General features: G+C 62.6%; 11 protein-coding genes. 8 read left to right on the plus strand and 3 right to left on the minus strand.

The features are described from left to right. Positions 1 to 70: 70 nt before the first annotated feature. Together clpS and clpA are read left to right on the plus strand one after the other, a co-directional pair. Positions 71 to 433, plus strand: coding sequence for an ATP-dependent Clp protease adapter ClpS (gene clpS, locus EXN22_RS11090; RefSeq protein ID WP_009400967.1), 363 nt, complete (start codon positions 71 to 73; stop codon positions 431 to 433). A 30-nt stretch (positions 434 to 463) separates the two neighbouring features. Then, positions 464 to 2,734 (plus strand): ATP-dependent Clp protease ATP-binding subunit ClpA, encoded by a 2,271-nt coding sequence (gene clpA / locus EXN22_RS11095; RefSeq protein ID WP_130264083.1) that lies wholly within the window; start codon positions 464 to 466, stop codon positions 2,732 to 2,734. 126 nt (positions 2,735 to 2,860) lie between these two features. Here clpA and infA read toward each other — a convergent pair whose 3' ends face one another. The 3 genes from infA to aat all read right to left on the minus strand — a co-directional run bounded on the left by infA (position 2,861) and on the right by aat (position 4,629). Next, a complete protein-coding gene (infA, locus tag EXN22_RS11100; protein ID WP_002553999.1) occupies positions 2,861 to 3,079 on the minus strand; it encodes a translation initiation factor IF-1 in 219 nt (72 codons plus the stop codon). A gap of 104 nt (positions 3,080 to 3,183) precedes the next feature. Beyond that, positions 3,184 to 3,891, minus strand: a complete 708-nt coding sequence (locus tag EXN22_RS11105) for an arginyltransferase (RefSeq protein ID WP_130264084.1) — start codon at positions 3,889 to 3,891, stop codon at positions 3,184 to 3,186. A gap of 57 nt (positions 3,892 to 3,948) precedes the next feature. Further along, positions 3,949 to 4,629: a leucyl/phenylalanyl-tRNA--protein transferase gene (aat, locus tag EXN22_RS11110; protein ID WP_130264085.1), complete on the minus strand. Its 681-nt coding sequence runs from the start codon at positions 4,627 to 4,629 to the stop codon at positions 3,949 to 3,951. Positions 4,630 to 5,032: 403 nt separating this feature from the next. On the opposite strand from aat, the gene ftsK reads away from it, so the two are divergent. From ftsK to cysG, 6 genes are all read left to right on the plus strand, one after another. Continuing rightward, positions 5,033 to 7,444 (plus strand): DNA translocase FtsK, encoded by a 2,412-nt coding sequence (ftsK, locus tag EXN22_RS11115; protein ID WP_130264086.1) that lies wholly within the window; start codon positions 5,033 to 5,035, stop codon positions 7,442 to 7,444. 63 nt (positions 7,445 to 7,507) lie between these two features. After that, the gene (lolA, locus tag EXN22_RS11120; protein WP_130264087.1) at positions 7,508 to 8,131 is read left to right on the plus strand and encodes an outer membrane lipoprotein chaperone LolA; all 624 of its coding nucleotides are present in this window, start codon (positions 7,508 to 7,510) and stop codon (positions 8,129 to 8,131) included. Positions 8,132 to 8,149: 18 nt separating this feature from the next. Continuing rightward, entirely contained in the window at positions 8,150 to 9,475 is a 1,326-nt protein-coding gene (locus EXN22_RS11125; protein WP_130264088.1) for a replication-associated recombination protein A, read from the plus strand. Beyond that, positions 9,472 to 9,846 (plus strand): fluoride efflux transporter CrcB, encoded by a 375-nt coding sequence (gene crcB, locus EXN22_RS11130; protein ID WP_130264089.1) that lies wholly within the window; start codon positions 9,472 to 9,474, stop codon positions 9,844 to 9,846. The genes EXN22_RS11125 and crcB overlap by 4 nt, the downstream gene beginning before the upstream one ends. Positions 9,847 to 9,863: 17 nt before the next feature. After that, entirely contained in the window at positions 9,864 to 11,144 is a 1,281-nt protein-coding gene (serS, locus tag EXN22_RS11135; protein ID WP_130264090.1) for a serine--tRNA ligase, read from the plus strand. Further along, the gene (gene cysG / locus EXN22_RS11140; protein WP_130264091.1) at positions 11,145 to 12,536 is read left to right on the plus strand and encodes a siroheme synthase CysG; all 1,392 of its coding nucleotides are present in this window, start codon (positions 11,145 to 11,147) and stop codon (positions 12,534 to 12,536) included. It begins immediately after the preceding gene. Positions 12,537 to 12,566: the final 30 nt, after the last annotated feature.

Genomic DNA, 12,566 nt, shown 5'->3' on the forward strand with positions numbered 1-12,566 from the left:
CGACGGCTGTCCCGCGTCGTCTGTGCGGTCAACCTACAAACCAACCTGTCGAAATGATGAAATTCTTTCCATGCATGCACATAGCCAGATTCGACTAACATTCAATCAGGATCGCCCGCAATCGCATGAGGACGATGGTTCTGGCCTGGCGGTACAGGAGGCCAAACCGGCCCTGCAGGCGCCACCCATGTACAAGGTGGTTTTGTTTAACGATGACTACACACCGATGGATTTCGTCGTCGAAGTGCTCGAGGTGTTTTTTAACCTGAATCGCGAGCTGGCGACCAAGGTCATGCTGGCCGTCCATACAGAAGGACGGGCAGTGTGCGGATTGTTTACCCGTGACATCGCCGAGACCAAGGCCATGCAGGTCAACCAATACGCAAGGGAAAGCCAGCATCCGCTACTCTGTGAAATCGAGAAGGACGGTTAATCGCCGGCCACTTGGGTATGAGGTGAAGCTATGTTAAACCGCGAGCTCGAAGTCACCCTCAATCTGGCCTTCAAGGAGGCACGTTCGAAGCGTCATGAGTTCATGACCGTCGAGCACCTGCTGCTGGCACTATTGGATAATGAGGCCGCCGCAACCGTTTTGCGTGCCTGCGGCGCGAACCTCGACAAACTCAAACACGACCTGCAGGAGTTTATCGACTCCACCACGCCGTTGATCCCCGTCCATGACGAGGACCGCGAAACCCAGCCAACCCTGGGCTTCCAGCGGGTATTGCAGCGCGCAGTCTTCCATGTCCAGAGCTCGGGCAAGCGTGAAGTTACCGGCGCCAATGTGCTGGTAGCGATTTTCAGCGAACAGGAAAGCCAGGCCGTGTTCCTGCTTAAACAGCAGAGCGTGGCCCGCATCGACGTGGTCAATTACATCGCCCATGGCATCTCCAAGGTGCCTGGTCATGGTGAGCACTCCGAAGGCGAGCAGGACATGCAGGACGAGGAGGGCGGTGAAACCACTTCCTCGGGCAATCCCCTGGATGCCTATGCCAGCAACCTCAACGAACAGGCCCGGCAAGGGCGCATCGACCCGCTGGTCGGTCGCGAGCTCGAAGTCGAGCGTGTGGCGCAGATCCTCGCCCGTCGGCGCAAGAACAACCCGCTGCTGGTCGGTGAGGCCGGTGTCGGTAAAACCGCCATCGCCGAAGGCCTGGCCAAGCGCATTGTCGACGGCCAGGTGCCGGATCTGCTGGCCCAGAGCGTAGTCTACTCGCTGGACCTGGGCGCCTTGCTGGCCGGTACCAAGTACCGCGGCGATTTCGAGAAGCGCTTCAAGGCGCTGCTCGGTGAGCTGCGCAAACGTCCGCAGGCGATCCTGTTCATCGACGAGATCCACACCATCATCGGTGCCGGTGCGGCCTCCGGCGGGGTCATGGACGCCTCCAACCTGCTCAAGCCGCTGTTGTCGTCGGGTGATATCCGTTGCATCGGCTCGACCACCTTCCAGGAATTTCGTGGCATCTTCGAGAAAGACCGGGCCCTGGCGCGGCGCTTCCAGAAGGTCGATGTCAGCGAGCCATCGGTGGAAGACACCGTGGGCATCCTGCGTGGGCTCAAGGGGCGTTTCGAGAGTCATCACAACATCGAGTACAGTGATGAGGCGCTGCGCGCAGCTGCCGAACTTGCTGCGCGCTACATCAACGACCGGCACATGCCCGACAAGGCCATCGATGTGATCGACGAGGCGGGCGCCTATCAGCGCCTGCAGCCGGAAGCGATGCGCGTCAAACGCATCGACGTGCCGCAAGTCGAGGATATCGTCGCCAAGATCGCGCGGATTCCGCCAAAACACGTCACCAGTTCCGACAAGGAGCTGCTGCGTAACCTGGAGCGCGACCTCAAGCTCACGGTGTTCGGCCAGGATGCGGCGATCGATTCGCTGGCGACCGCCATCAAGCTGTCCCGTGCCGGCCTCAAGGCGCCGGACAAGCCGGTGGGTTCGTTCCTGTTTGCCGGCCCTACCGGTGTCGGTAAAACCGAAGCGGCGCGGCAGCTGGCCAAGGCCCTGGGTGTCGAACTGGTGCGTTTCGACATGTCCGAGTACATGGAGCGGCATACCGTTTCGCGGTTGATCGGCGCGCCTCCGGGCTATGTCGGTTTCGACCAGGGCGGCTTGCTCACCGAGGCCATCACCAAGCAGCCGCACTGCGTGTTGCTGCTCGATGAAATCGAGAAGGCCCACCCGGAAGTCTTCAACCTGCTGTTGCAGGTAATGGACCACGGCACCCTGACCGACAACAACGGGCGCAAGGCGGACTTCCGTAACGTCATCGTCATCATGACCACCAACGCCGGTGCTGAGACTGCTGCGCGAGCCTCTATAGGCTTTACTCATCAGGATCACTCCTCTGACGCCATGGAAGTGATCAAGAAGAGCTTCACGCCGGAGTTCCGCAACCGTCTGGACACCATCATCCAGTTTGGTCGCCTCAGTCACGAGACGATCAAGAGCGTGGTGGACAAGTTCCTCATCGAACTGCAGGCGCAGCTGGAAGACAAGCGCGTGTTGCTCGAGGTGAGCGATGCGGCGCGCGGCTGGCTGGCGGCCGGTGGCTACGACGCGCAGATGGGCGCACGGCCGATGGCGCGGCTGATCCAGGACAAGATCAAGCGGCCGTTGGCCGAAGAGATCCTGTTCGGCGAGCTGGCCGAGCATGGCGGTGTGGTGCACATCGACATCCGCGATGGCGAACTGGTGTTCGACTTCGAGACCACGGCTGAGATGGCGTAGCGGCTGATCGCGGGGCAAGCCCGCTCCCACACGTTCAGCGCTGTGGGGGCGGGCTTGCCCCGCGATACTTTTCTGAAGGCAAACAAAAACGCCCGGCAGTTAGCCGGGCGTTTTTGTTGGTGTCGCTTAGCGGGCGCGGTAGGTGATGCGCCCTTTGCTCAGGTCATAAGGCGTCAGTTCGACGCGGACCTTGTCACCGGTCAGAATACGAATGTAGTTCTTGCGCATCTTTCCGGAGATGTGCGCGGTAACGACGTGCCCATTTTCCAACTCCACACGGAACATGGTGTTGGGCAGGGTGTCGACGACAGTGCCTTCCATTTCGAAGCTGTCTTCTTTCGACATGCAGTAAAGCCCTCGGTGTCCAGTTAATGGCCCGGTGCACAACTGCGCCAGGCAAAAAAAGTGGCGTGCATTGTGCCCGAAAAATGGACTTCAAGCCAATGATTTCAGTTCAACGTCACCCAACGTTGATTGATCAGCAGCTCGATGGGGCGGTACTGGGTCTTGTAGTTCATCTTTTTGCAGTTTTTGATCCAGTAGCCAAGGTAGACCGCGTCCAGATCCAGGCGCAGGGCTTCGGTAATCTGCCAGAGGATTGCGAAGCGGCCCAGGCTGCGCCGCTCTTCGTCCGGTTCGTAGAAGGTGTAGACCGCCGACAGGCCGTTGGGCAGCAGGTCGGTGACCGCCACCGCGAGCAGGCGGCCGTCCAGGCGGAACTCGTAAAAGCGTGAAAACGGCAGGTCACGCACCAGGAAGGTGGAAAACTGGTCACGGCTGGGTGGATACATGTCGCCATCGGCATGACGTTGCTCGATATAGCGCCGGTACAGCTCGAAATACTCTTCTTTGAATGCCGGGCGGGCAGCACTGACGGTCAGGTCGGCGTTGCGCTTGAGAATGCGCTTTTGCTGGCGATTGGGCAGAAAGCGCGCGGCCGGGATCCGCGCCGGCACGCAAGCGTTGCAGTTCTGGCAGTGCGGGCGATACAGGTGGTCGCCGCTGCGCCGGAAACCCATTTCCGACAGGTCTGCGTAGACATTGACATCCATCGGCTGGCTCGGGTCGAGAAACAGCGTGGTGGCTTGTTCGTCAGGCAGGTAGCTGCAGGAATGGGGTTGAGTGGCATAAAACTTCAACCGCGCCAGCTCTGTCATGATCAACCCCTCGGGAGGTGCTTTAGTTTTAAGTGTAAGCCAGCTGGAAAAACTCGCCTAACAAACCCAGCTGGCGCCGTTGGGCTGATCGAGGTAGCGCTGCAGGTAGTCGGCAAAGGTGGCGCGAGCGATGGCCCGGGCGCCGAGGCTGTGCAGGTGATCGGTCGGCATCTGGCAATCAATCAGGACGAAGCCCGCCTGGCGCAGGTGTTCGACCAGGGTCACGAAACCGACCTTGGAGGCGTTGTCGGCGCGGCTGAACATTGACTCGCCAAAGAACAGCCGGCCCATGGCCAGGCCGTACAGGCCGCCCACCAGCTCGCCGTCCTGGCGTACTTCGACCGAATGGGCGAAGCCCTGCTGGTGCAGCGTGAGGTAGGCCGACTGCATGCTGTCGGTGATCCAGGTGCCGTCGGCATAGTCGCGAGGTGCGGCACAGGCCTGGATGACGGCGGCGAAGTCCTGGTCGAAACTGACCTGGTAGTGGCCCTGGCGGATGAATTTGCGCAGCGAACGTGACACGTGCAATTCGTCGGGAAACATCACGGTGCGTGGGTCGGGTGACCACCAGAGGATCGGCTGCCCGTCCTGGTACCAGGGGAAACAGCCATGGCGATAGGCTTGTACCAGGCGTTCGGCGCTCAGGTCGCCACCGGCGGCGAGCAGGCCGTTGGGATCGCGCAGGGCTTTGTCCAGCGGCGGGAAGGTCAGGGAGTCGCGGCTCAGCCAGGTCAGCATCGTGGTCCAGTGAGGGAGGAGGGGAGGGCGCCCAGCATGGCCTGAAAAAGCCTTGAGGGACAAGTGGGTACAACTGTCTGATGTCCGCAGATCTCTTGTGGGAACGGGCTTGCCCCGCGATTGCAGGCTGTCAGTTACACCGCATCGCGGGGCAAGCCCGCTCCAACAGGCAACTTGCTGGGGCCTTTGTTGTCACACTTGTACAAAAACACCGCATAAGCCTTTGTCACAAAAGAAAATGCGTGCTCAAATTGCTGTATAGGAAATTGGCCCCCGTTTACGCTTCCTTCTGGCGTGCCGCCATGGCGGTGGGCGGGCAGTAATGTTAAAAGTAGTGGTTTGTTGACTGTTCAGTTGGGTCAATCACTGTTGGACGCGCAACGAGCGCAGGAATAGACGCGTTTTGAAGAAATCCACCGCAACACCCAGTCCCTTGCCCGTGCCGCTCTGGCGCCAGCAGCTGCACTATCGGCTCAAGGAAGGTGCACTGATCGCCGTGGGCGCGCTGTGCCTGTACCTGTGGATGGCCTTGCTGACCTATGATCAGGCCGACCCGGGGTTCAGCCACACCAGCAACGTCGAGCAGGTGCAGAACGCCGCCGGCCGTGCCGGTGCCTACTTCGCCGACATCCTGTTCATGGTCCTGGGCTATTTCGCCTACATCTTCCCGTTGCTGCTGGCGATCAAGACCTGGCAGATCTTCCGCGAACGCCACCAGCCGTGGCAGTGGAGCGGCTGGCTGTTCTCCTGGCGCCTGATCGGCCTGGTGTTCCTGGTGCTGTCGGGCGCAGCGCTGGCGCATATCCATTTCCATTCCGCCGCCAGCCTGCCGGCATCGGCCGGTGGCGCGCTGGGTGAAAGCCTTGGCGACCTGGCCAAGAACGCCCTGAACGTACAGGGCAGTACCCTGATGTTCATTGCCCTGTTCCTGTTCGGCCTGACCGTGTTCACCGACTTGTCTTGGTTCAAGGTCATGGACATCACCGGCAAGATCACCCTCGATCTCTTCGAGCTGTTCCAGGGGGCTGCCAACCGCTGGTGGGAGGCGCGCAACGAGCGCAAGCGCCTGGTGGCGCAGTTGCGTGAGGTCGATGACCAGGTCCACGAAGTGGTCGCCCCGGTCGCGCCGGATCGCCGCGAACAGGCCAAGGCCAAGGAGCGCATCATCGAGCGCGACCAGGCCCTGAGCAAACATGTGGCCGAACGCGTCCAGCAGCCGGCGCCGGTGATCATGCCAGCACCGGTCAAAGTGCCGGAGCCGAGCAAGCGCGTACAGAAAGAAAAGCAGGCACCGCTGTTCGTCGACAGCGCCATCGAAGGCACCTTGCCGCCGATCTCGATCCTCGATCCTGCCGAGAAGAAGCAGGTCAATTACTCGCCAGAATCCCTGGCCGGTGTCGGTCACCTGCTGGAAATCAAGCTCAAGGAATTTGGCGTCGAAGTCTCGGTGGACTCGATCCACCCGGGCCCGGTGATCACCCGTTACGAAATCCAGCCGGCTGCTGGCGTGAAAGTCAGCCGCATTGCCAACCTGGCCAAGGACCTCGCCCGCTCGCTGGCGGTGACCAGCGTGCGGGTGGTTGAAGTGATTCCCGGCAAGACCACCGTCGGTATCGAGATCCCCAACGAAGACCGGCAGATCGTGCGTTTTTCCGAGGTGCTGTCGTCGCCGCAATACGACGAAGCCAAGTCGCCGGTGACCATGGCCCTGGGGCATGACATCGGCGGCAAGCCGGTCATCACCGACCTTGCGAAGATGCCGCACCTGCTGGTGGCCGGTACCACCGGTTCCGGTAAGTCGGTGGGCGTCAACGCGATGATCCTGTCGATCCTGTTCAAGTCCGGCCCCGAAGACGCCAAGCTGATCATGATCGACCCGAAAATGCTCGAGCTGTCGATCTACGAAGGCATCCCGCACCTGCTCTGCCCGGTGGTCACCGACATGAAGGACGCCGCCAACGCCCTGCGCTGGAGCGTGGCCGAGATGGAGCGGCGCTACAAGCTGATGGCGGCCATGGGCGTGCGTAACCTGGCCGGCTTCAACCGCAAGGTCAAGGACGCCGAGGAAGCCGGCGAGCCGATCTACGACCCGATGTTCAAGCGCGAAAGCATGGACGACGTGCCGCCGCTGCTGAAAACCCTGCCAACCATCGTGGTGGTGGTCGACGAGTTCGCCGACATGATGATGATCGTCGGCAAGAAGGTCGAAGAACTGATCGCCCGTATCGCGCAGAAGGCCCGTGCTGCGGGTATCCATTTGATTCTTGCGACCCAGCGGCCGTCGGTGGACGTGATCACCGGCCTGATCAAGGCCAACATCCCGACGCGGATGGCCTTCCAGGTATCGAGCAAGATCGACTCGCGGACCATCATCGATCAGGGTGGCGCCGAACAGCTGCTTGGTCACGGTGACATGCTCTACATGCCGCCGGGCACCAGCCTGCCGATTCGCGTGCATGGCGCTTTTGTTTCCGACGAGGAAGTCCATCGCGTGGTCGAGGCCTGGAAACTGCGCGGCGCGCCGGACTACAACGACGACATCCTCAACGGCGTCGAAGAGGCCGGCAGCGGCTTTGATGGCGGCGGTGGCGGCGGGGACGGCGACGATGCCGAAACCGACGCGCTGTACGACGAAGCCGTGCAGTTCGTGCTGGAAAGCCGTCGTGCCTCCATCTCCGCCGTGCAGCGCAAGCTGAAGATCGGCTATAACCGCGCCGCGCGCATGATCGAAGCAATGGAAATGGCCGGTGTGGTCACTGCCATGAACACCAACGGTTCGCGCGAAGTGATTGCCCCCGGGCCATCGCGCGACTAATGAACCAACCTGCTGGCGGCCAGTGACGGCCGCCGGCCCCTTCATACTGCAACGAGGATTTCCATGCGCCTGATTCGCATGCTGTTGGTTTCCGCCATGGCCCTGTCCAGTGCTTCGGCAATTGCCGCCGAGGCCGATGTGGCGCGCCTGACCCAGTTGCTGGAAAAGTCCAAGACCATCGAGGCACGTTTCTCCCAACTGACCCTCGATGGTACCGGCACCCAGCTGCAGGAAACCACCGGGCAGATGGCCGTGCAGCGCCCAGGCCTGTTCTATTGGCACACCGATGCACCGGCCGAGCAGGTGGTGGTGTCGGACGGCAAGAACGTCACCCTGTGGGACCCGGACCTGGAACAGGCTACCATCAAGAAGCTTGACCAGCGCCTGACCGAAACCCCGGCGCTGCTGCTCTCGGGTGACGTTTCGAAGATCAGCCAGAGCTTCGACATCACCTCCAAGGAGCAGGGCGAAGTCATGGATTTCACCCTCAAGCCGAAAACCAGGGACACCCTGTTCGACTCGCTGCGCTTGTCTTTCCGTCGTGGCCTGGTCAATGACATGCAACTGATCGACAGCGTTGGCCAGCGTACCAACATCCTGTTCACCGGGGTCAAGGCCAATGAAAATATCCCGGCGAGCAAATTCAAGTTCGACATCCCCAAGGGTGCGGATGTCATCTCCGAGTAAGAGGTAGTAGCGCCGCCCATGGACCTGTTTCGTAGCGACCCCGTAGCCCAGCCCCTGGCCGCGCGCCTGCGCCCGGCCAACCTGGACGAGTACGTCGGCCAGGAGCACCTGCTGGCCCGCGGCAAACCGCTGCGCGAAGCACTGGAAGCGGGCGCCCTGCACTCGATGATTTTCTGGGGCCCGCCCGGGGTCGGCAAGACCACCCTGGCGCGGCTGCTGGCGCAGTTCTGCGATGCCCACTTCGAGACCGTTTCGGCGGTGTTGGCCGGGGTCAAGGAAATCCGCCATGCGGTGGACATCGCCAAGCAGCAGGCCGGGCAGTACGGGCGGCGCACCATCCTGTTCGTCGATGAGGTGCACCGCTTCAACAAGTCCCAGCAGGACGCCTTCCTGCCGTATGTGGAAGACGGCACGCTGATCTTCATTGGCGCCACCACCGAGAACCCTTCGTTCGAGCTGAACAACGCGCTGCTGTCGCGGGCGCGGGTCTATGTGCTGAAAAGCCTCGATGAGGCTGCGCTGCGCAAGCTGGTCAACCGCGCCCTGAGCGAAGAGCGTGGTTTGGGCAAGCGCCAGTTGCGGGTTGGCGACGAAGCCTTCGGGATGCTCATGGCCGCCGCCGATGGCGATGGCCGGCGCATGCTCAACTTCCTCGAGAACGCCTCGGACCTTGCCGAGGACGGCGGCGAGATCGCCGTCGAGCTGTTGCAGAGCCTGCTTGGTGACAGTCGCCGACGTTTCGACAAGGGCGGCGAAGCCTTCTACGACCAGATATCGGCGCTGCACAAGTCGGTACGCGGCTCCAACCCCGATGGCGCCTTGTACTGGTTCGCGCGCATGCTCGATGGTGGCTGTGACCCGCTGTACATTGCCCGTCGCGTGGTACGCATGGCCAGCGAAGACATCGGCAACGCCGACCCTCGCGCCCTGAGCCTGTGCCTGGCGGCCTGGGACGTGCAGGAGCGCCTGGGCAGCCCCGAAGGCGAGCTGGCGGTGGCCCAGGCCATTACCTATCTTGCCTGCGCACCGAAGAGCAACGCGGTGTACATGGGCTTCAAGAGCGCCCTGCGCGAGGCCGGCGAGCACGGTTCGCTGGAAGTGCCGCTGCACCTGCGCAACGCTCCGACCAAGTTGATGAAGCAGTTGGGCTATGGCGACGAGTACCGTTACGCCCACGACGAGCCGGATGCCTACGCTGCGGGCGAAGACTACTTCCCCGACAACCTTGCGCCGCGCCATTACTACCAACCGGTGCCGCGCGGCCTGGAGCTGAAGATCGGCGAGAAGCTCAAGCACCTGGCCGAACTCGACCGCAACAGCCCGCGACAGCGGAGAAAACCATGATTGCCGTGATCGCCGCAGTCAGCGCCGGCGGTATCGCCGGCACCTTGCTGCGCTTTGCCACCGCCAATTGGGTCAATGCCCACTGGCCACGCCACTTCTATCTCGGTACGCTGGCGGTCAACCTGATTGGCTGCCTGCTGATCGGCTTGCTCTACGGGCTGTTTCTACATCGCCCGCTGGTGCCGGTCGAGCTGCGTGCGGGCCTGATCGTCGGTTTTCTCGGCGGTCTGACAACCTTTTCATCCTTTTCACTGGATACCGTGCGCCTGCTCGAAAGCGGGCAGGCGCCGCTGGCCTTCGGGTATGCCGGAGCCAGTGTATTTGGCGGGCTGCTCGCAACCTGGGCCGGCCTGTCTTTGACCAAATTCTGAACCAACGAGAGAACGATATGCTCGATTCCAAACTGTTACGCGGCCAACTTCAGGAAGTGGCGGACCGCCTGGCCTCCCGTGGCTTCAGCCTGGATGTCGCGCGCATCGAGGCACTGGAAGAACGCCGCAAGGTGGTGCAGACCCGTACCGAACAACTGCAGGCCGAGCGTAACGCCCGTTCCAAATCCATCGGCCAGGCCAAGGCAAAGGGTGAAGACATCGCCCCGCTGATGGCCGACGTCGAGCGCATGGCGGGCGAGCTGGCCGCAGGCAAGGTCGAGCTGGACGGCATCCAGGCCGAACTGGATGCGATCCTGCTGACCATCCCCAACCTGCCGGACGCTAGCGTTCCGGTCGGTGCCGATGAAGATCACAACGTCGAAGTGCGCCGCTGGGGCACCCTGCCTACCTTCGACTTCGAGATCAAGGACCATGTCGCCCTCGGCGAGCTGAGCGGCGGCCTGGACTTCGAAACCGCCGCCAAGCTGTCGGGTGCCCGTTTCGCCCTGCTGCGCGGCCCGATCGCACGCCTGCACCGCGCCCTGGCGCAGTTCATGATCAACCTGCACACCAGTGAGCACGGCTACGAAGAAGCCTACACCCCGTACCTGGTCCAGGCCCCGGCGCTGCAAGGCACCGGCCAGCTGCCCAAGTTCGAGGAAGACCTGTTCAAGATCAGCCGTGACGGCGAGGCCGACTTCTACCTGATCCCGACCGCCGAAGTGTCGCTGACCAACATCGTGGCCGGCGAGATCCTCGATGCCAAGCAGCTGCCGATCAAGTTCGTCGCCCACACCCCGTGCTTCCGTAGTGAAGCCGGTGCCTCGGGCCGCGACACTCGCGGCATGATCCGCCAACACCAGTTCGACAAGGTCGAGATGGTGCAGATCGTCGAGCCGGACAAATCCATGCAAGCCCTCGAAGGCCTGACCGCCAACGCCGAGCGCGTGCTGCAAGCCCTGGAGCTGCCGTACCGGGTCCTGGCGCTGTGCACGGGCGACATGGGCTTCAGTGCGGTGAAAACCTACGACCTGGAAGTCTGGGTGCCGAGCCAGGACAAGTACCGCGAAATTTCCTCGTGCTCCAACTGTGGCGATTTCCAGGCCCGCCGCATGCAGGCGCGCTGGCGCAACCCGGAAACCGGCAAACCGGAACTGGTGCACACCCTCAACGGTTCCGGTCTTGCTGTCGGCCGTACCCTGGTGGCGGTGCTGGAGAACTACCAGCAGGCCGACGGTTCGATCCGCGTACCCGAGGTGCTCAAGCCGTACATGGGTGGCCTGGAGGTCATCGGTTAAATGGAATTCCTGCCGCTGTTCCACAAACTGCGCGGCAGCCGTGTGCTGATCGTCGGCGGAGGCGAGATTGCCCTGCGCAAATCGCGTCTGCTGGCCGACGCCGGAGCTGTACTGCGGGTAGTGGCGCCCGAAATCGACGCGCAACTGGCCGAGCTTGCCCGGCACAGCAGTGGTGAACTCCTTGACCGTGGTTATCAGGTGGGCGACCTCGACGGTTGCCAGCTGATCATTGCCGCCACCGACGACCAGGCGCTCAACGCCCAGGTCTCGGCGGATGCCCAGCAGCGCTGCGTACCGGTCAATGTGGTCGATGCGCCGGCGCTGTGTTCGGTGATCTTTCCGGCCATTGTCGACCGCTCGCCGCTGGTGGTTGCGGTGTCCAGCGGCGGCGATGCGCCGGTGCTGGCGCGGCTGATCCGGGCGAAGCTTGAAACCTGGATCCCTGCCGCCTATGGCGAGCTGGCCGGGCTGGGCGCGCGCTTTCGGCACAAGGTCAAAGCGCTGTACCCGGACGTCAATCAGCGTCGCGGCTTCTGGGAAGATGTCTTCCAGGGCCCGATCGCCGAGCGGCAACTGGCCGGGCAGGGCGCTGAAGCCGAGCGTCTGCTGCAAGCCAAGATCGACGGTGCCAGCTACCAGGCGCCGGGTGAGGTGTACCTGGTCGGCGCCGGCCCCGGTGATCCGGACCTGCTGACTTTCCGCGCCTTGCGCCTGATGCAGCAGGCCGACGTGGTGCTCTACGATCGTCTGGTCGCCCCGGCGATCATCGAGTTGTGCCGGCGTGATGCCGAGCGCATCTACGTCGGCAAGCGTCGCGCCGACCACGCCGTGCCACAAGCGCAGATCAACCAGCAACTGGTCGACCTGGCGCGTCAGGGCAAGCGTGTGTTGCGCCTCAAAGGTGGCGACCCGTTCATCTTTGGCCGTGGCGGTGAAGAAATCGAAGAGCTGGCGGCCCAAGGCATTCCGTTCCAGGTGGTGCCGGGGATCACCGCGGCCAGTGGTTGCTCGGCCTATGCCGGTATTCCGCTGACCCACCGCGACTACGCCCAGTCGGTGCGTTTCGTCACCGGCCACCTCAAGGACGGTACCAGCGACCTGCCTTGGCATGACCTGGTGGCGCCAGCACAGACCCTGGTGTTCTACATGGGGCTGGTAGGTTTGCCGACCATCTGTGCCGAGCTGATTCGTCACGGACGGGCGGCGGATACCCCGGCGGCGCTGGTTCAGCAGGGCACCACGCCGAATCAGCGGGTGTTTACCGGCACCCTGGCCGACTTGCCGAAACTTGTGGCCGAGCATGAAGTGCATGCGCCGACCCTGGTGATTGTTGGCGAGGTGGTACAGCTTCGCGAGAAGCTGGCCTGGTTCGAAGGCGCCCAGCAGTCGTAACCGCATCGCGGGGCAAGCCCGCTCCTACAC

Origin of the sequence: Pseudomonas tructae (genome assembly GCF_004214895.1) — a bacterium.
In the GTDB taxonomy this organism is placed as follows: Bacteria; Pseudomonadota; Gammaproteobacteria; order Pseudomonadales; family Pseudomonadaceae; genus Aquipseudomonas; species Aquipseudomonas tructae.